Genomic DNA, 19685 nt, shown 5'->3' with positions numbered 1-19685 from the left:
GGCAGGGCACCGCCGCTCAAAATTTCGACACAATCCCGAGGCTCACACCAAAGCGGTTCACATCATAGAGCGCCACGTTGCTGTTGGTCTTCGACGCGCGCACGCTGACCGTGGGGCTGAACCCGTAGTAGTCGATCTGCTCGAAGGTGGCGGTCGCATCCAACTCCAGCCGCGTATCCTGCCGCCCGCTCGGGTCAAAGAACGATTCCTCGTAGTCGCGAAAGGCGACACCGGCCCCGAAACGCCAGCGCACCCCCATCACCCGTTTGCCCAGCACCAGACCGCTGCGCAGCCGCGTCTCGGCATAATCATGCACCGGATTGTCCGATATCTGCCGCTTGACCGTCACGCCCAGATGCAGCCCGTTGCCCGATCGCATCTGCCGGTCACGGCTCAGCGACAGCAGCAGGCTTTCGGTGTCGCTGACCGCCTGACCGTTCTCGGCCTCTGCCACGGCCCCGAAGCGCAGCTTGGTGCGGCGGTCGGTGTAATATGTCTGGCTCACGCCCGCGCGCACAAAGCTGTTGTAGCGGCTGCCGGCGTAAAACGCCTGTCCGATGTCCGTGGTCAGACCGAATTCACCGCGCCGGTCCGCGCGCAGACGCTTGAACCCGTAGCCGACGCTGACCGTGCCATAGGCGTAATCGCTGCCCGACACGTCCGGCGCGTCCCGCTCGGCACTATCGGACAGCCGGAAGGTCCGGTAGCTCAGCGTGGCACGCAGATCGTGCGCCGTGGTTTCGGTTTGCGCAAAACGGTAACGCGTCTGCAACTGGCCGCCGATCTCGATCCCCGACAGCGCGCGCGACGTATCATCGATGGGCACCGTCACCGGCCCGCCCGCCAGCACATCGTACAGCTCGTTCTCGATCTCGAGGCTTTCGCGCGCCGATCCGTTGTTGATATTGCTGTTGGGCGCTAGCGTGAAGGACAGATACGTGGACCACGGGTTGCGCCGCTGGACATAGCGGAAATCCTGCGCGGCCTTGGCCTTGTGGGCCTCCGACGGGGCGTGCTGTGCCGCGCGGCGCAGCCAGAACTGCGCCCGCGTGCGCTTGTCCTGCGACGACAGCGCCTGCGCCATCAGCAGCGCCGCGGCATAGCGTTCCTCGTCGGTTTCGGCGTGGCTCCAACCCGCCCGCGCGGCCTTGCGTGCAGGTTCCAGCTCGCCCATCAGGCGCAGCGCCCGCGACCGGATCAAATGCGCCACCACATCGGTTTCGTCGCGCGTCAGCAGGGCCGCGGCAAAGGTCTCCGCCCGTTCGAAATATCCCGTCTCGAGGCTCAGCTTGGCGGCTTTTTCCATCTCGGCGGGCGACAGCGTCACCGCATCCTGCGCCCCCACAGGCAGACCGGGCGCGGCGATCATCGTCGCCACGCCCGCTGCCAAAATCCATTGCCTGATACGAAGCCGCGTCATGGCGTGATCGGATCACCCCGGTACACGATAAAGCCGCTTGTGTCGCGGGTGGTCGCCCCTTCGTAGTCAAGCGAGTTTTCCACCACAAAGACACCGACAATCTCGTCGGGATCGTCGCCCGACACGATGGCATAGTAGTTCCCCGTCTCGTAGCTGACGACATTGCCTTCGTCATCCACGAAGGTGCTGGTCATTTCGCCTACCAGATCGCCGTTCACGTCCAGCACATCCGGCCCGACCGAGAAAACAGCCGAGGGAATTTCGGTCAGACCATCGGAAATGCGGCCCGCCGTTTCTGCGGTGATGTCGTTGCCCGCCAGATCGAACACGCGCCGGTTGCTGATCGTGCCGGCCACCCCGTCGCCCAGCACATTCGCACTGTCGTTGAAGTCGGAAAAGTCGATGATGATCTCGACGTCCGCGGTGGAATACTCCAATCCGCCCCGCCCGATGAAGTCACGCAAGCCTGCGGACTGGCCGGTAAAGCGGGCCTCGCCCTCGGTGGGCAGGGTCACATCCGCATCCCGCTGGTAGATGAACCCGCCGAACCCGTAGTCGATATAGCTGCCCGTGCGCACGATGGCGAACTGGGTCGTCGGCACGGTCGTCGGTGCGCCCGCGGCATCCGCGACACGGTTGCGGCTGACCCCGTATACCGCGCGGTAGGTGAACTGGTTGATCACATCACCCGACACCGGATCAATCGCCGTGGCCGGCCCGTCATAGACCTGGAACCGGCCCCCGTTCAAACTGCTGACGGCAACGCCGCGGTCGTAGGGGCGGTCACCGTCCAGCGCGATCCCGTCCACCGTAAAGGTATCATCGGCCCCGTTGTAGGACACACCCGTCGCCGTGCCGTTGCCGGTATCGGGCCCATCGCCTTCCACAGGCGCCTCGGAGCGGAACAGGCTCTCGTTGGGCGAGGGGCTGGTGGTGCCGGGGGGGATACCCTCGCGGTCGATACCGGTGCCCTCGGTGGTGGTGTCATCGGTGCCCGTGTCGTCACCGGCATCGGTCGTTGTCTCTTCATCCTCGAAAGGGTTCCCGCCACTGCCGCAGCCCGCAAGGGTCGCGATCAGCACGAGGCTCATAATCTTGGTTTTCACAGGTCTGCCCTCAAAAAACGGTGTGTTCTTTTGTCGGCAACAGTCGCCGCAACTTCGGCGCATTGTCAACGCCGTCCACCGGTTGCGGCAAAGAAACCATATAAGCATGGCGAAAAAACAATACCGCATATCGCTGTTGGGAAGCGACCATCCGCCAGATATAGTAACAGACGAATCCATCCTTCCCCAGCCGCCAAGGAACCGAACATGCCGCTTTCGCCCGAGCAACAAGCCGAAATCGACGCCCTGCGCGCCAATGCACAACCCACCTTGCGCGCCGTCTCACCGGGGATGGAGGCGCATCTCTACCGCGCGCACGAAGTGCTCGACCACGGGTTTGTCCGGGTCATCGACTACATGGGCGACGACGCGGCGATCTGTCAGGCCGCGCGGGTCAGCTACGGCAAGGGGACCAAGTCGGTGCAGAACGACGAAGGGCTCATCCGCTACCTGATGCGGCACTGGCACTCGACCCCCTTCGAGATGTGCGAGATCAAGCTGCACGTCAAACTGCCCGTCTTCGTGGCCCGCCAGTGGATTCGCCACCGCACGGCCAACGTAAACGAATACTCCGCCCGCTATTCGATTCTCGACCGTGAATTCTATATTCCCGCCGCCGATCACATCAACGCGCAATCCGTCGTCAACAATCAGGGGCGCGGCGGGGTGCTGGAGGGCGACGAGGCCGCCCGCGTGCTCGAAATCCTCAAATCCGACAGCAACCGCGCCTATGACAACTACGAGCAGATGATCAGCCAGGACGGGCAGGACGGCCTCGCCCGCGAACTGGCCCGCATGAACCTGCCCGCCAACATCTATACCCAGTGGTACTGGAAGGTGGATCTGCACAACCTCTTCCACTTCCTGCGCCTGCGCGCCGACAGCCACGCCCAATACGAAATCCGCGTCTACGCCGATGCGATCTGCAAAGTCGTCGCCGACTGGGTGCCCGCCGCCTACGGCGCCTTCGAGGACTACCGGCTGGGCGGCGCCACCCTCTCCGGCAAGGCACTCGACTGCCTGCGCCGGATGTTGGCGGGGGAGGAGGTCACGCAGGAGAACAGCGGCATGTCGAAGGGGGAATGGCGGGAGTTTGAGGGGGTGATTAGGTAAGATGCCATCGAATGCGAGGCAGAATTTCAAACGGAAGCTCATGCCAGATGTACAGAAGCTACTCAAAACGCACGAAGAGCTTAATCCTCCTGGAAGGGGTCGGCGGCATCTCGGGCACATAACTCGAAGCGGGGTACTGAGTTTAAGCAGTGCGTGGGAGCTCTATGTCGAAGACGTAACGATTGAGTGCGCCGAATTTCTTATTGCGGGTTCTGATGTGCCAGATGCGCTTCCGAATCGAGTCAAAGGCCAATTGGTGAAGACTGCAAAATCTGACAAGCACGATTTCGGCGTGCTCTTGCTATGTGGTGAAGGTTGGAAAAATGTCTTTCTTAGCGCGGTCCGTCAAAACTGTAGCATACTCAATACTCCAAAATTTGGACAAATATCGTCTCTGTTTCATGATTGGTTGGGAGTCGATGCAAACGATCTTGAAAACGCTTGGTCGTATTCTCGTGAGGACTTGAACAATTTTGTTTCTCTAAGAGGTGAAATTGCTCATAGGGGACCTGATGCTCCATATGTCAGGCGCAATGAACTCCGAAACAAAGTGGAACTTATTGATAGACTGACGATTGAGACAGATAACTTCCTTCGAAACTATTTACGCCGAGTTGCAACTGCAAATCGAAGCCCTTGGAATAGAATTCCCATCCGTGATTGAGGTCTGTTTGGGGGAGCATTCGCTTCGTTCGTCTATCTCGCCTCATTTCCGCGAAGGTGCGAGTAAATGCGAGTCCTAAGATCAATCTGAACACTTTCATATCTATGTCCAACCTCCGATAGGGCACCGCCCAAACCGACCCCATGGGACTGGGCGAAGCACCGAGCAATCTGTAGGGTGCGCATTCACTGCGCACCATCCACCCCATCCAACCCTCGCAACGGTGCGCAATGAATGCGCACCCTACGCCCGCGCTTTGCACTTGACGTCCGCCTTCTGTGGCCCGCGGAAGGTGCGCAATGAATGCGCACCCTACGTGCGTGCGGCGCTTGCGTGATCCCGGTGCCATGACGAATGCGGCCAATCCTCCGGGCGCGCCACGTAACCGTGCTTCACCGGATTGTGCCAACAATACGCGACATGATTGCGGTAATCCGTTTCGTCCCGAATGTGGTGTTCCCAGAACCGACGTTGCCAGATGCCCCGTTCACGTCTGAAAACATGGCTCGCGCGGCGCTGTCCCATCGGCAAGCGGCGAGAGAACCGCGCCTTGATCAGCCCCACACGGGTCGAAAAATCGCAGTCATTCTCCGGTAGCGTCCAGACGCAGTGCATGTGATCGGGCAACACGACCCAAGCGTCGATGGCAAAGGGCCGGTCCGCGCGCGTCCTGCGCACCGCATCGCGCAAGATGTCGATATGTTCGACCAGATCCCGCGCGCCGCGCCGCGCGAGGGTGATGGTCAGAAACAGGCAAGCCCCCGATCTGCGCGGGCGAAGATAGTGAGGCATGGTCAAACCCTGCCGATTCAGTGTTAATGAAACGTGAAACGCCCGACGGTCTCCCCAATCCGAAAGCCCCCCAAATGATCCTCTATGGCCTGCCCACCTGTTCCGATTGCAAGAAAGCCCAACGCGCCCTTACGGACGCGGGTCATGCCGTCACCTTTCGGGATGTCCGTGCCGACCGGCTGACCGAGGCCGAATGGGCCCCGCTGCTCGCCGAATTCGGCGACACGCTCGTCGACCGCAAGTCCCAGACCTACCGCAACCTCAACGCATGGATGCGCGAGAGCGAGGCCGAGGCGCAGCTGATGGACCAACCCGCCCTCATGGCCCGCCCCGTCATCACCGATGGCACCCGTTACACCCTCGGCTGGGACGCGGCCGCACAGGCCGTCTGGCTGGCGCAGTAGCCACCACCAGCCGCCAATCCCCGCAGCGGAGCGTCAGGACGCGGCCCATCGCCCGCGCACGGTGTATGCACGTGCGGTGTACGCGAGTCATACACTTTGTGCACAGGTCCGGATGCACCCGTGGTGACCCGCTGTAAAGGTCTGAAAAAGGGCAGGGAGCGGGCGCGATCGGAACTGCAAGACACTTCGGAATTGCTCCGGGCAGGCCGCAGTTTCAGGCGTGGTCGCGCTCTCCGAAAGACCCTTGGTCCTAGGGCCACGCACCGCAGCGTACCATCGCAGGGACCCACCCCGCACAAAACACCCCGCCACCCTCTTTGGACAAGCGGTAGCGCGGTGCAGCGGCGGTCATCCCCGGCGGGCCTTTCGGGCGGCGCCGGGTTCTCAAGTCTTTGTTATAGAAGCGAAAGATCGGACGCCATCTGACGGCCGTCACGGCCCTCCGACAGCTCGTAGCTGACTTTCTGGTCGTCCGCGAGGCCCGTCAGCCCCGAACGCTCCACGGCTGAAATGTGGACAAACACATCATTTCCGCCGCCTTCGGGCGCAATAAAACCATAGCCCTTTGTCGTGTTAAACCACTTCACAGTACCCGTTGGCATCTCTCCATGCCTCCTTTGCAAGTCAAGTTCCCGCAGTCATGCGGGGCAGGCGGTAACCTTACGTCAACACCCACGCTAGAAAAGATCGCTCAGGCACGCAAAAAATCAAGGAAATCGTTGGTATTTATCATCAAACCCGCGTCAATACGCCCAAACTTTAGGAGTTCGCCGAAATGATTGAGGTATTTGGTCTCAAAAATTGTGACACCTGCCGGAAGGCCATGAAAGCGTTGCCGGAAGCGCAGCTGCGCGACGTGCGTATCGACGGTGTGCCCGCGGATGTGATGGCGCAAGCGCATGCACAATTTGGCAACAAGCTGGTCAACACCCGTTCGACCACATGGCGGGGCCTGTCCGAGATCGAGCGCGCGGGGGACCCCGCTGAGCTGCTCAAAACCCATCCCGCACTGATGAAACGCCCGCTGATCAAAGCGGGCGATCGGTTGTTTCTGGGGTGGACGGCGCAAACCGAAGAAGAGGTGCGCGCGGCGCTCTAGTTTTTGGGGGAGAGTGCCCGGTCAAATGAAATCGGACCCGCGCCCTTGATGACCAGAACGATCAGTAAAAACACCCATAGCGCTCTTTGATCAAGGATGGCTGCGTCCGGGAACCGGTCGAACCATGCGCCCAGAACCGTGCTGTCTTCCCAACCGTTGTGGCCGTAAAGGTCGGTCAGCGATTGCACCACGATAAAACCGATCATCCCCAGTGCGGAAAGCCGTGTCAGCAGGCCCAGTACGATCAAAGCGGGCAAGATGAACTCCGCCCATGTGCCGGCCAGAACGACCAGCTTGTGAAAGAGCGAAAACTGGCTTGTATCATAGCCGACAGCTTCCATCATTCGGGGGAAGATCTGCACGTAAGCCCCTGTGGAGGGGGCGAAAATGCCCATGAAGCCATCGCCCAACTTGGTCAGACCGGAGACCCAGAAATACATCAGCAAAATGGCGGCAAAGAGAAACCGGGCGAGCGTCGGCAACAGCCAATCCGCGCGGTCAAGCCGTGTGGTGATGGAGCGGTAGGTCGAAAAAAGCGCGTTCATTCAGGCGTCCTTTGTCTTGGTGGTCAATGCTTGGGTTTGCAGTGCCAGCGTGAGGGCTGCGGCAAAGTCAAAGTCAGGATCCGCCGCTGTTGCCATTTCGAGCGCAGTGCCCAGATCGTGCTCGACAAGCGCGCTCAACCACACGGCGGCGCCGGGCGGCAGCAGATACGGGGCAGGATCAAATTCGGGCCGCGCGATCATGATGTCCTGCGCGATATTGCGGGGCGCTGCGGCCTGCGGGTCCTGTGTTTTTTGCCAGATGTCAAACAGGGGCCAGCGGGACCGGATGATCCGTACCGGCGGCGCAAGCGCAAGATACACGCGCGACAATTCCTCGGGCGGTTGTTCGAGGACGGAGACATCGAAAGGGGTGGGATCGGCTGCGTGATAGGACTGCCGCATGGCCAGATCGAGACGCGCGACGTCGGGCAGGTATCCCAGATGCGACAGCTGGCTCACGCCTTGAAGAAACCCGGGGAATTCCGCACCGTAGTGCATCATTAGCGGAGAGGAGGGCGGGTGCTGGCGGACAAAGATCGGTGCCAGACCGTCGAAGTTTTGCGACCCCAGCAAAGTCCGAACCGTTGGAAAGGCCGTCTTCATCGCCTCGATGAGGGACACAACGACATTGTTGCGGTAGACACCGTATCGGCGCCCTGCGGGTGCGCCCGCACAATCCAGCAACCCGTCCGGCACCGCGGCTTCGGCATCTAGCAAAGCCGCACGAAACTGGCGCTGTGACGCCGTCATTGGCTCGCGGTCACACCGGTAAGCGCCTGCGCGGCGCGGTCTGCTTCGCGCCGGAGCGTGGGCCAGTCGGGCACGTCGGTATCCCATTCCACAAGGACGGGACGTGGACCAGACCGCGCGAGCGTGTAGTCGAGCAGCGACCACACAGGATCAACTACAGGTGCGCCGTGGCTGTCGATCAACAGGGGCGCGCCGCTGTCGTCCGTATCTTCATCGTGCCCGCCGACATGGATCTCGCCGACCGCTTCGAGCGGAAAGGCATCGATATAGGCGCGCGGGCTGACATCGAGGTTTGTGGACGAAACAAACACATTGTTGACATCCAGCAACAGACCGCAGCCGGTTTGCTGGACAAGCAGGGTCAGAAAGTCGGTTTCAGACAAAGTGCTCTCTGCGAAAGCAAGGTAGCTAGACGGATTTTCAAGAAGCATTTGCCGCCCCAGAACGTCCTGCACCTGCGCGATATGGTCCGCGACACGGGCGAGGGTCGCGTCGGTATAGGGCAAAGGTAGAAGGTCGTTCAGGAACTCAGCGCCATGCGTGGACCAGGCGAGATGTTCGGAAAAGTTGGCGGGGTTGGACCAGTCGAGCAATTTGCGCAACCGTGCCAGATGCTCGCGGTCCAGAGGGTCTTCGCCGCCGATCGACAATCCGACACCGTGCACCGACACCGCAAATTTTTCGGACAGTGCGCGCAGCTGCGCGTGGGGGCGGCCACCGTCACCCATGTAGTTTTCCGCATGGACCTCGATCCACGTGACAGGGCCGGGGGCAGCCATCAGGTCGGAGAAATGTTGTGGTTTGTAGCCGACGCCGACGCCATTGGGAAGGCGGGTCGCGGGGGCGGATTGGTCAAACATCTCAATACCCTCCGGTCTCAGGTTAAAGTGCGCGGGGCCCCGGTTGGACCTTGGACCCCGCGCGATATTTCTCAGGCCGGCAAATCGCGGTCGAGCGCTTCGAGCGAACCTGTCCGCTCCGTCCCGTCTGCCATTGCGGGCAGTTCGATTTCGGCGCATGTGCCAGCATCAACAAGCGTCCATGCGTTGCCCTGATAGTCGGTCACGGATGTACCGGCGCAGGTGGTGCCGGGGCCCGCGGCGCAATCGTTTTCGCCAGCCAGCGACACGCCGTAGCATTTCTCTTTCGCGGCAGCAGCGGCGGAGGTCGTGGTCACACCGGTGACGGATGCGGCGACAACACCGGCAATAGCGAGCGTTTTCATGGTTGTGGACATCAGGTTTCTCCCGTTTTGAAGTCACAATGAAAGTTCAATGACACTGTTAAAGCAGCCCGCAGAGGCGGAGGCCATTCACGACGCAGTGTATAACATCCCCGTTAGAAAATCCGCCAAAAACGGGCAAAAACCCGCAATATTGCGGGGGCGTGTCCTGACAAACTGTAACATTGGGGCACGCACCCGCCGGACCGGTTGCGGCGGGTGCGGCGATTATTACAGCAAATCGGGCGGTGTGGCCTCGACGCGCAACGCGCCAAGCACGTCATCGAGCGATTGGACCGACGTCTGCTTTTCTCCCAGACGGCGCACGGAGACGGTGCGCTCTTCGACTTCGCGATTGCCAACCGCGAGGATCACGGGGACCTTGCCGACCGAATGTTCGCGGACCTTGTAGTTGATCTTTTCGTTGCGGATGTCCGCCTCGGCCCGCACGCCCGCCGCGCGCAGGTCGGCCACGACCTCGGTCACATACTCATCCGCTTCGCCGGTGATGGAGGCGACGACAACCTGCCGTGGTGCCAGCCAGAAGGGCAGCTTGCCCGCCGAGTTTTCGATCAGGATGCCGATGAAACGCTCGAAAGAGCCCAGACAGGCGCGGTGCAGCATGTAGGGGCGGTGCTTCGCACCATCCTCGGCCACGTATTGCGCGCCCAGCCGCTCGGGCAGATTGGGGTCGACCTGAAAGGTGCCGCACTGCCATTCCCGCCCGATCGCGTCGGTCAGCTTGAAGTCCAGCTTCGGGCCGTAGAACGCGCCTTCGCCCGCGTCGAGCGTGTAGGGATGCCCGGTCTTCTTGATCGCATTTTCCAAAGCGCTTTCCACGTGGTCCCACGATTCCTCGCTCCCCACGCGCTTTTCGGGGCGGGTGGCGAACATGATCTCGAACTTCTCGAACCCCAGATCGCGGTAGACGGAGGCAAGGTAGTCGATGAAGGCCGCGCATTCCGCCTCGATCTGGTCCTCGCGGCAGAAGATGTGGCCATCGTCCTGTGTAAACCCGCGCACGCGCATGATGCCGTGCAGCGCGCCCGAAGGCTCGTAGCGGTTGCACGATCCGAATTCGGCCATGCGCAACGGCAAATCGCGGTAGGATTTCAGACCCTGATTGAAGATCTGCACGTGGCAGGGGCAGTTCATCGGTTTCAGTGCGTTGATCGCCTTTTCGCGCGCGTGTTCCTCGTCCACTTCGACGATGAACATGTGCTCCTGATACTTGTCCCAGTGGCCTGACGCTTCCCAGAGCTTGCGGTCCACGACCTGCGGGGTGTTCACCTCGACGTAGCCCGCGGCGCGCTGCTTGCGGCGCATGTAGTCCTGCAGGGTGGTGTAGATGCTCCAGCCGTTGGGATGCCAGAAGACCTGCCCCGGGGCTTCTTCCTGCATGTGAAACAGGTTCATCTCGCGGCCCAGCTTGCGGTGGTCGCGCTTTGCCGCTTCCTCCAGCATGTTGAGATGCGCGCGCAGCTTTTCCTTGCCGGTAAAGGCGACGCCGTAGATGCGTTGCAACATCGCGCGGTCGCTGTCGCCGCGCCAGTACGCACCGGCGATCGACATCAGTTTGAACGCGTCGCCCGGCACTTGCCCGGTGTGCTGCAGGTGCGGGCCACGGCACAGATCCTGCCAGTCGCCGTGCCAGTACATGCGCAATGGCTCATCGCCGGGGATGCTTTCGATCAGCTCGACCTTGTAGGGCTCGTTGCGGTCCTTGTAGTACTGGATCGCCACGTCCCGGTCCCAGACTTCGGTGCGCACGGGATCGCGTTTGTTGATGATATCTTTCATCTTCTTTTCGATGAGACCCAGATCTTCGGGGGTGAAAGGTTCCGCCCTGTCGAAGTCGTAATACCAGCCGTCCTTGATCACGGGGCCGATGGTCACCTTGGTGTCTGGCCAGATTTCCTGCACGGCGCGCGCCATGATGTGCGCCAGATCGTGACGCACCAGTTCGTTGGCCTGCACCTCGTCCTGCATGGTATGGATCGCGATCTGCGCGTCGGCCTCGATGGGCCAGGACAGGTCGAAATGCTGACCATCCACAGTCGCGGAGATGGCTTTCTTGCCGAGTGATTTGGAAATGTCCGCGGCAACTTCGCCCGCAGTTATGCCTGCGTCGTAGTGTCGTGCGTTGCCATCGGGAAGGGTGAGTGCGATCTGGGCCATCGGGGCCTCCTCGTCGGTTTGGCGCCTACGAGACGCCCGGTTGCGGGTTTATGTGGGTGCACATGTGACGCCGGGAGGCGCGAGCGTCAAGAGCCCGTTGCAGGGCGCGGCGACAGACGGGCCGATAGTGTCAAATGGATCAACGCCCCGAGCGATACCAGACCGGCAGCCAGCCCCGTGGCCTCGATCCCGAAGCGCGCGATGATCAGACCGCCCAGTCCCGACCCCAGCGCGGCCCCGATATAGATCGCCGCCGCATTCAGCGCCAACACAACGGGCGCCCGTGGTCCTGCCAGATTGATCAGCCGCAGTTGTTGGCCCGCCATGAAAGACCACCCGCACAGCGACCACAGAAAGGCCAGCAGCACCACCATGCCGGTGGCCACCGGCAAGAGCGAAAACATGGGCATGATCAGCATCTGCGCCACGCACAACACGGTGAGTGTTTTGTGCCAGCCCAGCTTGTCCGCCAGAAACCCACCCATGATGTTGCCGCCCACCGCACCAAGTCCGAAAACAATCAGGATCAGCGTGATCCCGTTGCCGCCGTAGCCCATCGTTTGGCTCAAAAGCGGGGATATATAGGTATAAAGGACGTAAATCGCGCCAAGAAACGTCCCGGTGAACATGATGGCCAGCATCATGCGGCCCTGACACAGGACATCGCCAAGGTCGGCCATGCTTACCGGTTGAAAGCGCAGGCCCGCGGGCACCCGTGTCCAGATTAGCCAGATGCACGGCACGCCCAGACCCGCCACCAGCCACAGCGCCCACCGCCAGCCAAAGGTATAGGCGATCCAGCTTCCGGCAGGAACGCCCACGACCTGCGCCAGCGTCAGCCCGAAAAATACCGCCGCAAGCACCCGTGCGCGTTGGGCTTCGGGCGACAGCGTGGCAGCCACGGCAGCCGCGATCGGCGTGAATATTCCCGCGCCCGCGGCCGCAACGACGCGTGCCACCGACAGCGTGAGATAGTTGGGCGCCAGCGCCGAAAGAACCGCGGCAAGGGTAAAGATGCCAAAGGAAATCGCCAATATGCGTCGTCTGCCGATTTGGCCTGTGACCGACACGAGGATCGGCGACAAGATGGCGTAGCCCACCGCATAGACGGTCATCAACTGCCCTGCCTGTGCCGGTGACCGCTCCAGATCCGCGCCAAGGGGTTGCAGAATGCCGACAATGACAAACGCCCCGATGCCGATGACGAAGTTGCACGCCGACAAGACGAGGATGAGGACACGGTTGGTTTCTGCTTGGGTCATCCGCGCTACATACGCCAATCCGCGGCTGCGGCAAGCGGGTTGCGATTGTGCCACGGTGCCCTAGCTTGCCGAGCCAAGGAGTTCAGTATGACAGATGCGCACCACGACAGCCTCACCGAAAAGGCGTTTGACGCGCTGACGGGCAGCGATGCGCCTGCGCAGACGCTGGACGAGGATGCACAGGCGGCAGAACCGCGCAACGGTTTGCGCCATGCCGTTTCGCTGAGCATGACCAAGGTCGCGGACGGATTGATCGACCCCAAGCTGGTGCTGAGCTGGCTGTTGACCGCGCTGGGTGCGCCTGCGGTCTATGCCGGTGCGCTGGTCCCGATCCGCGAGGCAGGCGCGCTGTTGCCGCAGATCGCGCTGGCGGGATGGGTGCAGGGGCTGACGCATCGCAAATGGGCGTGGGTCATCGGTTCGGCGGGGCAGGGGCTGTGCGCGGCGTTGATCGTGCTTGCGGCACTGACGCTCGAAGGTGGGGCGGCAGGTCTTGCCATCTGCGCGGCGCTCGGCGGGCTGGCGCTGTTTCGTGCGGTCTGTTCGGTGTCGTTCAAGGACATCCTCGGCAAGACGGTGGGCAAGACGCGGCGCGGAGCGATCACCGGGCTGGCGGGGTCGGTGTCCGCCGCAGGTGTGCTTCTGTTCGCCGTTCTGTTGATGTCGGGGCTGGTCCAGAACCGCGGTGTGGTCGTGGCGGCCATTGCTCTTGCCGCTGTGCTGTGGCTGCTGGCCGCGACAGTCTTTTCGCGGCTCGAAGAACAGCCGAGCGACAGCGGGGACACCGGCATTCAGGCGTCTTTCGCCGTTTTGCGCGACAACCCGGTCTTGTGGCGCTTTATCATCGTGCGCGGTTTGCTGGTGTCGACAGCACTTGCGCCGCCCTATCTGGTCATCCTTGGCGGTGGCGAGGATGCGGGCGCGCTGGGCAAGCTGGGGGCGCTGGTGCTCGCCTCTGCGCTTGCCTCCTTGCTCAGCTCTTATGTCTGGGGGCGCATGTCGGATCGCTCCAGTCGGCGGGTGCTGATGCTAACGGGGGTCGTGGGGGCCGCGGCGATGCTGCTGGCCGTCGTACTGGCGTTTTCGGGGCTGGCGCAAACGGTCTGGGCTATGCCGCTGGTGCTGTTTGTGCTGATGATTGCGTATCACGGGGTCAGACAAGGCCGGTCGACCTATCTGGTGGACATATCGCCCGAAGATCAGCGCTCTGCCTATGCGGCCGTGTCCAACACCGTCATCGGGGTGCTTTTGCTGGTCGCGGGTGTCGCGGGGGGCGGTGCCGCTTTGTTGGGACCGGAAGCGGTTCTGGCGTTGTTTGCCATGATGGGGATCGCGGCGGCCGTGGCCGCGCGCGGGCTGCCGGAGGCAGAACAGGATTGACCCGCGCCCCGCGCGCCCCATCTTTATCCCCAGCCAAGGAGCGCAGACATGCCCAAGTACAATCGCCGGTTCGAACTGACCCTCGCGGACATTGACCTGATCGAAGCGGCCCTGCAGGTGGTCAAACGTGATCTGTCGCTGGGTCGCGAAGGCGCGCGGGCCTTGCTTCCGAAGGTGGAAGAAACGACCGTCGAACGCGAGATCGACGATCTGATGGGGCGGCTTCACAACCAGAAGATTTTCTACCGCCCCAGCGAAGAGCCCTACGTCAGCGGCTAGACCATGCGCGCGGCAAACACCGCGTAGCCGAGGATCAGGCAACAAACCCACCCAAGCGTAAACAGGATCGGGCGTAGCGGCATCCGCGCGGTGCCCGAAATCATGCCGACCGCATGCGCCACCCTGATCCAGAAGAACGCGATCGCGGTCCAGTAGGTCAAGGCTGTGAACCCGTCTACCCGATCAAGAAGCAGGACCAGCACCGCGAAGGGAACAAACTGCTCCAGCAGGTTGAGATGCGCGCGGTGGGCGCGATGCACCCAAGCGGGCAGGGCGTTCAGATCGCCGGGCCGTTCGAAAGGATCGGGCGCGCCCTCGGGTAGTGCTACGCGGTTGACCCCGATGATGTAGGGCACCCAAAGCGTTGCGGCCATAAGCGCCAGACAGGTGAGAATGCCCAGTTCCGTTGGAAAATTCTGCATCATCTCGCCTCCTCTCAACCCGTGACCTTGAGCGGCTGACCGGTCTCCAGCCAGCTCTTGAGCGATGCGGCCAGCCGCGCCCAGCCTTCTGCAACCCCGTCCTGACCCGCGGGAATGTCATAGTGTTCGATAGTCAGCTTGCACACCGGGCCTTCGGGATCGATCAGGTACACCATGCGCGATGCTGGCGCATCGGGGCCGAAGAAATGCGGCTCGAACGTGGTCTCGATACGTGATTTGGGGGTGCTCGACAGGGTCTTTTGCGACAGCATCCCTTCGCCGTCGGGTTTGATGAAATGCACCGTTTGCCCGTCTGCGGCCGATCCTTCGACGCGGTCGCACATGAAATGATAGGCGGCCATCGACGCGGGATCGGTCAGCGCCTCCCACAGGGCGTCTTGGGTACAGCGGATGAAGGTCTGCATCACGAAATCGGGGCGGGTTTTGGTCTCGTTCATATCTGGGGGTCCTTCCAATTGATTTTTCAAAGTCAGCACCGCTCGGGCCGCCGGTTTGACGAGCAAGGGCTCGATCCAGCGATCAATGGCTTCTTGCAGGGGCAGGGCGTTGAGATAGTGGTATTTGAACCGCCCCTGTTTGCGCGACACGATGAGCCCTGCGTCCTCCAGCACACCCAGATGCTTCATCACGCCGAAACGTGACATCTCCAGCAGCTCGGTCAGCTCGCCCAGTGATTGGCCGTCTTTCTCGCGCAGGGCATCGAGCAGCGTGCGCCGGGCCGGATCGGCGAGGGATTTGAATATCGCGTCCATGGGAATCACTTATAGGTTACTTATTAGTCACGTGACAAGATGGTCACTTAATCAAACCGCTGCGTCAGCGGTTGCGCCCCCGTCCGCCGGGGCGCATGATCCCTCCAAGCCACAGTCGGAGCACGCCATGTCAGACCCATCCTATTTCGACACGCCGCAAGGCAGGCGCCTTGCCTATCACCGGCTGGACGGTCACGGGCCCACGCTGGTTTTCCTCGGCGGGTTAAAGTCGGACATGGAGGGCACGAAAGCCATTCATCTCGAGGCATGGGCACGGGCAAAAGGGCAGTCTTTTCTGAGGTTTGACTATTCCGGCCACGGGATGTCAGGCGGCACGTTCGAGCAAGGGTGCATCGGTGACTGGCACGAAGATACACTTGCCGTCATCGACACGCTGATCGACGGCGATATCGTGGTTGTCGGATCTTCCATGGGGGGGTGGCAGGCCCTGCTGCTGGCCCGCGCACGGCCCGAACGGATCGCGGGCATGGTCGGTATCGCCGCAGCACCCGATTTCACTGAAGACGGCTGGTGGGCGGGCTTTACCGACAGCCAGCGGTCCGAATTGGACAGCGTCGGCCAGATTGCGCTGCCCTCCGACTACATGGAACCCTATATCGTGACCAAGCGCATGATCGACGACGGGCGTGCGCATCTGGTGCTGCGCGCGCGGCTCGATCTGCCATTTCCGGTGCGATTGCTGCAAGGCACCGCAGATACCGCCGTCAGCGTCGAGGTTGCGACATCGCTTCTGGCCCACGCCAACAGCCCTGACATGCAACTCCTGTTGGTCAAGGACGCCGATCACCGGTTTTCGGATGGCCCGTGCCTGGCGCTGATTGAAAATGCCGTAGAGGAGGTCATGCGATGAAAAAGCTGCTGAAATGGACCGGTCGGTTGATGGTCTTGCTGGTGGTGGCGGTTCTGGCGCTGTGGATTTTCGGCCCCTATGAGGATGCGGCGCTGACGGCATCCTTCGACGATACGGTGCTGGAGGACGGCGTGGATACCTATCTCGCCGCGAGAGAGGCGGCGTTCGACGATATTACGGACGGCGTGCAAAAGCAGGTGATCTGGGCCGGTGCACCAGAAGAAAAAACCCCGTGGTCGGTGGTGTATCTGCACGGCTTTTCCGCCACGGCACAGGAAATCCGCCCGGTCCCGGATGTGGTCGCGGACGCGCTGGGTGCGAATCTTGTGCTGACGCGGCTGCGCGGACATGGCCGCAGTGGGGACGCGATGGCCGAAGGGTCGGTCGCGGCCTGGATGGAAGACACCGTCGAGGCGTTGGCAATTGCGAAACGCGTGGGCGAACGGGTGCTGGTCATCTCGACCAGCACGGGCGGCACGCTGGCGGCGGCGACTGCCGTTGACCCTACGCTGAGCGAGGGCGTCGCGGGTCACGTTCTGATTTCGCCCAACTTCGCGGTCAACAACCCCATGGCCCCGCTGCTGACCTTTCCCGCGGCGCGCTACTGGCTGCCGATTGTCGCGGGCGAGCGGCGCAGCTTCGAGCCGCTCAACGATGCGCAGGAGCGCTATTGGTCGACCGAATACCCCAGCGTCGCCGTGATGCCGATGGCGGCATTGGTCAAAGCGGTCAACGGGTTGGACCTGCGTGCGGCCACGGCCCCCGCACTCTTCATTTTCGCCGATGACGACAAGGTGGTGAGCGCCGAAGCAACGCAGGCTGCAATGGCCGAATGGGGTGGCCCTGTCGTGGCCTATAAACCCGCATTGGGTGAAAGCGATGACCCCTCCGCCCACGTCCTCGCTGGCGATATCGTCTCGCCGGGCCAGACGAAACCAGTGACCAACGAAATTCTGCGCTGGGTCGAGGGGCTTTGACGATGGACCAGCGTATCAGCCTCGTCACGCTTGGCGCCCGCGATCCCGAAGCACTCGCCGCTTTCTACGAGGCCTTGGGCTGGACCCGCGTAGACAGCCCCGATGGTGTCATTGCCTTCGATCTGATCGGGCAGACGCTGGGGCTGTATCCGCTGAACAAGCTGGCCGAGGACATCGGTGTTCCGGTCGAAACGCTGGGGCGCGGTGCCAGCACGTTTTCCCATAACGTCGACAGTGCCGATGCCGTACGCGCCCTGGTGACGCGGGCACACGACGCGGGGGCGCGGATTTTGCGCGATCCCTCGGAGGTGTTCTGGGGTGGCTTCATCGCCTATTTCGCAGACCCCGAGGGCCACATTTGGGAAGTGGCGCACAATCCGTTCTCGGCGCTGGGCCCCAATGGCGCGGTTCGCTGGAACGGCTACGGCTGATGCGCAGACCTGCCAGCATGTGGAGCCTCGAGACCCTGGGCCGCGTGCGGCTGTCGCGTCATTTCTACATGCGGGACTTTCTGATGAGCGAGATCGGCGCGTTTCACGGGATCCCCAATATCCCCGATCGACCGGATGTGGCCATCGCCCACGGTCGACGCCTGTGTCAGGACCTGCTCGACCCGCTGGAGGAGACTTTCGGCCGGATCGCAATACGGTCGGGCTACAGGTCGGCGGCGCTCAACACCTTTGGCAATGATAACGGTTTGAACTGCGCGCGCAGCGATAACCCCATCGAATGCCATATCTGGGATTGGACCGGACCGCCCATCGCGGGCACGTCATTGGTGATCCCGTGGTTTGCCGACCAGTATGACAAGGGCCGTGACTGGCGCGATCTGGCGTGGTGGGTGCACGATCATCTGCCTTACTCCGAAATGTGGTTTTTCCCGAAGCTGGCGGCCTTCAACCTTGTCTGGCGTCCCGAACCGTTGCGCACGATTTCGAGCTATATCGCCCCGCGCGGACTGTTGCTGCGGGCAGGCCATGAACCGACGGAAGCGCCGGAGGTACGGCGCGCGCGCTACGGCGATTTTCCACCGTTTCGCGGCATCGCCTATCCGTGATCGCCGCAGGCGGTTGCGCCGCCTTGAAGCTTGCGGCATTGCGTGTCTACCTACGCACGACGGGCAAATCAGGAGAGCACGAATATGGGTGAGGCGTTGGTCCTTTTGCCGGGCATGATGTGCGATGCGCGGCTGTTCGGCCCGCAGATTGCAGAGCTTTCGGCGGATACGGCCGTGATGGTGGCCCCGATCACCCAGGGCGACAGGGTCGAGGAGATTGCCTCGGGGCTGCTGGATATCCTGCCCAAGAGATTTGCGCTTGCCGGGTTGTCGATGGGCGGTATCGTCGCGATGGAAATCCTGCGCCGCGCCCCCGACCGCGTGAGCCGCATCGCGCTGATGGACACCAACCCGCTTGCCGAAACCCCGGTGGTTGCGGCCAATCGCGAACCGCAGATCGTCAAGGTCCGGTCGGGTCGGCTGCTTGAGGTTATGCGCGACGAGATGAAGCCGAATTACCTCGCGCCGGGGCCGTTCCGGTCCGAAATCCTCGATCTGGTCATGGAAATGGCACAGACGTTGGGCCCCGATACGTTCATCCGCCAGTCCCGCGTGCTGCAGCGGCGCAAGGACCAGCAGGTCACGCTGCGCAAATGCAAGGTGCCGGCGCTCGTGCTGTGCGGTGCGCATGACGCGCTATGCCCGGTCAAGCGCCATGAATTCATGGCCGAACTGATCCCCTATGCGAAACTGCATGTGCTGGAGGGCGCGGGGCATCTGCCGACGCTGGAACAGCCGGACGAAACGACAGCGGCGCTGCGCGAATGGTTGGCGCAACCCTACGTCCTGCAATAGCGGCCTACGCCGTCACGCGAGCCCTGTCTGCGGGCGCGATGACTTCGACGGAGGCCACGGGTGTGGCATCGGGCAAATCGAACAGGGGCGTTTCTTTCCAGCGGCCAGAGAACCTGTTGCCAAGAATGCGGGTGACCGCGTTGACGACGAGCGTGCGCAGACCTTCATGGCGTGTCTTGCCGCCCTTGGTCGGCACGAATGCCCTGCCTGTCACGGGTCCGATTGCGTCCGTGTCTGCCAACCGATCCGTGCGTATGCCGACAAATGCCATTTTCGGATTGCGCGGCGAATTGAACATCGCGCTGCCGCAGCACGTCGCATACCAGCGCAGCAGATTGCGGGGGCCATAGGAAAACGCGCCAAGCAGGTCTTTGCCTGTTTCAATGCGCAGCAGGTGCGGCGAGGTCTGATAAATGCCGATCAGGTCCGGCGCCTCGGCATCCGGCGCTTTCTGGATCTCGCCACGACGGCAGCTTTTGCAGTGGCACTGCGCGTGGGTGCCGCGCGCGGGACCGGCCTGAAGAACAGTGCCGCAAATCTTGCCACAGACGCACGAAAAGCTGACGTCCGTCATGG

24 protein-coding genes are annotated in these 19685 nt (G+C 62.1%); 11 read left to right on the top strand and 13 right to left on the bottom strand.

Features of this window, described 5'->3' with window-relative positions; translation table 11 throughout:
• Positions 1–16: 16 nt before the first annotated feature.
• Entirely contained in the window at positions 17–1420 is a 1404-nt protein-coding gene (locus tag K3756_RS12340) for a surface lipoprotein assembly modifier (RefSeq protein WP_259987782.1), read from the bottom strand.
• Entirely contained in the window at positions 1417–2526 is a 1110-nt protein-coding gene (locus tag K3756_RS12335; protein ID WP_259987780.1) for a hypothetical protein, read from the bottom strand. The genes K3756_RS12340 and K3756_RS12335 overlap by 4 nt, the downstream gene beginning before the upstream one ends.
• A gap of 207 nt (positions 2527–2733) precedes the next feature.
• Here K3756_RS12335 and thyX point away from each other — a divergent pair, with 207 nt between their 5' ends.
• Both thyX and K3756_RS12325 read left to right on the top strand, forming a co-directional pair.
• Positions 2734–3639 (top strand): FAD-dependent thymidylate synthase, encoded by a 906-nt coding sequence (gene thyX / locus K3756_RS12330; RefSeq protein ID WP_259987778.1) that lies wholly within the window; start codon positions 2734–2736, stop codon positions 3637–3639.
• 40 nt (positions 3640–3679) lie between these two features.
• The gene (locus K3756_RS12325) at positions 3680–4303 is read left to right on the top strand and encodes a HEPN domain-containing protein (protein WP_259987776.1); all 624 of its coding nucleotides are present in this window, start codon (positions 3680–3682) and stop codon (positions 4301–4303) included.
• Between the two features lie 312 nt (positions 4304–4615).
• Here K3756_RS12325 and K3756_RS12320 read toward each other — a convergent pair whose 3' ends face one another.
• On the bottom strand, positions 4616–5095 hold the full coding sequence (locus K3756_RS12320) for an REP-associated tyrosine transposase (protein ID WP_259987774.1): 480 nt from the start codon (positions 5093–5095) through the stop codon (positions 4616–4618).
• Positions 5096–5169: 74 nt separating this feature from the next.
• On the opposite strand from K3756_RS12320, the gene K3756_RS12315 reads away from it, so the two are divergent.
• Entirely contained in the window at positions 5170–5499 is a 330-nt protein-coding gene (locus K3756_RS12315; protein WP_259993554.1) for an arsenate reductase family protein, read from the top strand.
• A gap of 395 nt (positions 5500–5894) precedes the next feature.
• Here the strand turns inward: K3756_RS12315 and K3756_RS12310 are convergent, their stop codons facing one another.
• Positions 5895–6101 carry a cold-shock protein gene (locus tag K3756_RS12310; protein WP_259987772.1) on the bottom strand — a complete coding sequence of 69 codons (207 nt, stop codon included), beginning with the start codon at positions 6099–6101 and terminating at the stop codon, positions 5895–5897.
• A gap of 176 nt (positions 6102–6277) precedes the next feature.
• On the opposite strand from K3756_RS12310, the gene K3756_RS12305 reads away from it, so the two are divergent.
• Complete coding sequence (locus K3756_RS12305) at positions 6278–6598, top strand: arsenate reductase family protein (protein WP_259993553.1); 321 nt, start codon at positions 6278–6280, stop codon at positions 6596–6598.
• On the opposite strand, the gene K3756_RS12300 is transcribed toward K3756_RS12305, so the two are convergent.
• The 6 genes from K3756_RS12300 to K3756_RS12275 form a co-directional block, all read right to left on the bottom strand.
• A complete protein-coding gene (locus tag K3756_RS12300; protein WP_259987770.1) occupies positions 6595–7143 on the bottom strand; it encodes a DoxX family protein in 549 nt (182 codons plus the stop codon). The two genes, K3756_RS12305 and K3756_RS12300, sit on opposite strands and share 4 nt — an antisense overlap.
• A complete protein-coding gene (locus K3756_RS12295; RefSeq protein WP_259987768.1) occupies positions 7144–7893 on the bottom strand; it encodes a DNA-binding domain-containing protein in 750 nt (249 codons plus the stop codon).
• A complete protein-coding gene (locus K3756_RS12290; RefSeq protein ID WP_259987766.1) occupies positions 7890–8753 on the bottom strand; it encodes a DUF692 domain-containing protein in 864 nt (287 codons plus the stop codon). Before K3756_RS12290 ends, K3756_RS12295 begins: the two co-directional genes overlap by 4 nt.
• 71 nt (positions 8754–8824) lie before the next feature.
• A complete protein-coding gene (locus tag K3756_RS12285; protein WP_259987764.1) occupies positions 8825–9130 on the bottom strand; it encodes a DUF2282 domain-containing protein in 306 nt (101 codons plus the stop codon).
• A gap of 216 nt (positions 9131–9346) precedes the next feature.
• A complete protein-coding gene (gene thrS, locus K3756_RS12280) occupies positions 9347–11293 on the bottom strand; it encodes a threonine--tRNA ligase (RefSeq protein ID WP_259987762.1) in 1947 nt (648 codons plus the stop codon).
• Positions 11294–11379: 86 nt separating this feature from the next.
• Positions 11380–12555, bottom strand: coding sequence for an MFS transporter (locus tag K3756_RS12275; RefSeq protein ID WP_259987760.1), 1176 nt, complete (start codon positions 12553–12555; stop codon positions 11380–11382).
• An 87-nt stretch (positions 12556–12642) separates the two neighbouring features.
• On the opposite strand from K3756_RS12275, the gene K3756_RS12270 reads away from it, so the two are divergent.
• A complete protein-coding gene (locus K3756_RS12270; RefSeq protein ID WP_259987758.1) occupies positions 12643–13935 on the top strand; it encodes an MFS transporter in 1293 nt (430 codons plus the stop codon).
• A gap of 48 nt (positions 13936–13983) precedes the next feature.
• The gene (locus tag K3756_RS12265) at positions 13984–14214 is read left to right on the top strand and encodes a hypothetical protein (RefSeq protein ID WP_259987756.1); all 231 of its coding nucleotides are present in this window, start codon (positions 13984–13986) and stop codon (positions 14212–14214) included.
• On the opposite strand, the gene K3756_RS12260 is transcribed toward K3756_RS12265, so the two are convergent.
• Together K3756_RS12260 and K3756_RS12255 are read right to left on the bottom strand one after the other, a co-directional pair.
• Positions 14211–14636, bottom strand: coding sequence for an MAPEG family protein (locus tag K3756_RS12260; RefSeq protein WP_259987754.1), 426 nt, complete (start codon positions 14634–14636; stop codon positions 14211–14213). The two genes, K3756_RS12265 and K3756_RS12260, sit on opposite strands and share 4 nt — an antisense overlap.
• Before the next feature lie 14 nt (positions 14637–14650).
• A complete protein-coding gene (locus K3756_RS12255; protein ID WP_259987752.1) occupies positions 14651–15409 on the bottom strand; it encodes a metalloregulator ArsR/SmtB family transcription factor in 759 nt (252 codons plus the stop codon).
• 127 nt (positions 15410–15536) lie between these two features.
• On the opposite strand from K3756_RS12255, the gene K3756_RS12250 reads away from it, so the two are divergent.
• From K3756_RS12250 to K3756_RS12230, 5 genes are all read left to right on the top strand, one after another.
• Positions 15537–16280, top strand: coding sequence for an alpha/beta fold hydrolase (locus tag K3756_RS12250; protein WP_259987750.1), 744 nt, complete (start codon positions 15537–15539; stop codon positions 16278–16280).
• Positions 16277–17257 (top strand): carboxylesterase, encoded by a 981-nt coding sequence (locus K3756_RS12245; RefSeq protein WP_259987748.1) that lies wholly within the window; start codon positions 16277–16279, stop codon positions 17255–17257. Before K3756_RS12250 ends, K3756_RS12245 begins: the two co-directional genes overlap by 4 nt.
• Before the next feature lie 2 nt (positions 17258–17259).
• Positions 17260–17688, top strand: a complete 429-nt coding sequence (locus tag K3756_RS12240; RefSeq protein ID WP_259987746.1) for a VOC family protein — start codon at positions 17260–17262, stop codon at positions 17686–17688.
• Positions 17689–17705: 17 nt separating this feature from the next.
• Positions 17706–18314 carry a hypothetical protein gene (locus K3756_RS12235; protein ID WP_259993552.1) on the top strand — a complete coding sequence of 203 codons (609 nt, stop codon included), beginning with the start codon at positions 17706–17708 and terminating at the stop codon, positions 18312–18314.
• 84 nt (positions 18315–18398) lie between these two features.
• Positions 18399–19109 (top strand): alpha/beta fold hydrolase, encoded by a 711-nt coding sequence (locus K3756_RS12230; protein WP_259987744.1) that lies wholly within the window; start codon positions 18399–18401, stop codon positions 19107–19109.
• A 4-nt stretch (positions 19110–19113) separates the two neighbouring features.
• Here K3756_RS12230 and K3756_RS12225 read toward each other — a convergent pair whose 3' ends face one another.
• Positions 19114–19683 carry a DUF6151 family protein gene (locus K3756_RS12225; RefSeq protein WP_259987742.1) on the bottom strand — a complete coding sequence of 190 codons (570 nt, stop codon included), beginning with the start codon at positions 19681–19683 and terminating at the stop codon, positions 19114–19116.
• Positions 19684–19685 lie beyond the last annotated feature (2 nt).

Origin of the sequence: Sulfitobacter sp. S190 (genome assembly GCF_025141935.1) — a bacterium.
Taxonomy (GTDB): Bacteria; Pseudomonadota; Alphaproteobacteria; order Rhodobacterales; family Rhodobacteraceae; genus Sulfitobacter.
The sequence above is the reverse complement of the archived record's forward strand: the minus strand, read 5'-3'. Positions and strand labels throughout refer to the sequence as shown.

Bases quoted from the DNA above. Each gene is read 5' to 3' on its own strand.
- K3756_RS12340 (WP_259987782.1), bottom strand. From the start codon at position 1,420: ATGACGCGGCTTCGTATCAGGCAATGGATTTTGGCAGCGGGCGTGGCG.
- thyX (WP_259987778.1), top strand. From the start codon at position 2,734: ATGCCGCTTTCGCCCGAGCAACAAGCCGAAATCGACGCCCTGCGCGCC.
- K3756_RS12325 (WP_259987776.1), top strand. From the start codon at position 3,680: ATGCCAGATGTACAGAAGCTACTCAAAACGCACGAAGAGCTTAATCCT.
- K3756_RS12320 (WP_259987774.1), bottom strand. From the start codon at position 5,095: ATGCCTCACTATCTTCGCCCGCGCAGATCGGGGGCTTGCCTGTTTCTG.
- K3756_RS12315 (WP_259993554.1), top strand. From the start codon at position 5,170: ATGATCCTCTATGGCCTGCCCACCTGTTCCGATTGCAAGAAAGCCCAA.
- K3756_RS12310 (WP_259987772.1), bottom strand. From the start codon at position 6,101: ATGCCAACGGGTACTGTGAAGTGGTTTAACACGACAAAGGGCTATGGT.
- K3756_RS12300 (WP_259987770.1), bottom strand. From the start codon at position 7,143: ATGAACGCGCTTTTTTCGACCTACCGCTCCATCACCACACGGCTTGAC.
- K3756_RS12295 (WP_259987768.1), bottom strand. From the start codon at position 7,893: ATGACGGCGTCACAGCGCCAGTTTCGTGCGGCTTTGCTAGATGCCGAA.
- K3756_RS12290 (WP_259987766.1), bottom strand. From the start codon at position 8,753: ATGTTTGACCAATCCGCCCCCGCGACCCGCCTTCCCAATGGCGTCGGC.
- K3756_RS12285 (WP_259987764.1), bottom strand. From the start codon at position 9,130: ATGTCCACAACCATGAAAACGCTCGCTATTGCCGGTGTTGTCGCCGCA.
- thrS (WP_259987762.1), bottom strand. From the start codon at position 11,293: ATGGCCCAGATCGCACTCACCCTTCCCGATGGCAACGCACGACACTAC.
- K3756_RS12275 (WP_259987760.1), bottom strand. From the start codon at position 12,555: ATGACCCAAGCAGAAACCAACCGTGTCCTCATCCTCGTCTTGTCGGCG.
- K3756_RS12270 (WP_259987758.1), top strand. From the start codon at position 12,643: ATGACAGATGCGCACCACGACAGCCTCACCGAAAAGGCGTTTGACGCG.
- K3756_RS12265 (WP_259987756.1), top strand. From the start codon at position 13,984: ATGCCCAAGTACAATCGCCGGTTCGAACTGACCCTCGCGGACATTGAC.
- K3756_RS12260 (WP_259987754.1), bottom strand. From the start codon at position 14,636: ATGCAGAATTTTCCAACGGAACTGGGCATTCTCACCTGTCTGGCGCTT.
- K3756_RS12255 (WP_259987752.1), bottom strand. From the start codon at position 15,409: ATGGACGCGATATTCAAATCCCTCGCCGATCCGGCCCGGCGCACGCTG.
- K3756_RS12250 (WP_259987750.1), top strand. From the start codon at position 15,537: ATGTCAGACCCATCCTATTTCGACACGCCGCAAGGCAGGCGCCTTGCC.
- K3756_RS12245 (WP_259987748.1), top strand. From the start codon at position 16,277: ATGAAAAAGCTGCTGAAATGGACCGGTCGGTTGATGGTCTTGCTGGTG.
- K3756_RS12240 (WP_259987746.1), top strand. From the start codon at position 17,260: ATGGACCAGCGTATCAGCCTCGTCACGCTTGGCGCCCGCGATCCCGAA.
- K3756_RS12235 (WP_259993552.1), top strand. From the start codon at position 17,706: ATGTGGAGCCTCGAGACCCTGGGCCGCGTGCGGCTGTCGCGTCATTTC.
- K3756_RS12230 (WP_259987744.1), top strand. From the start codon at position 18,399: ATGGGTGAGGCGTTGGTCCTTTTGCCGGGCATGATGTGCGATGCGCGG.
- K3756_RS12225 (WP_259987742.1), bottom strand. From the start codon at position 19,683: ATGACGGACGTCAGCTTTTCGTGCGTCTGTGGCAAGATTTGCGGCACT.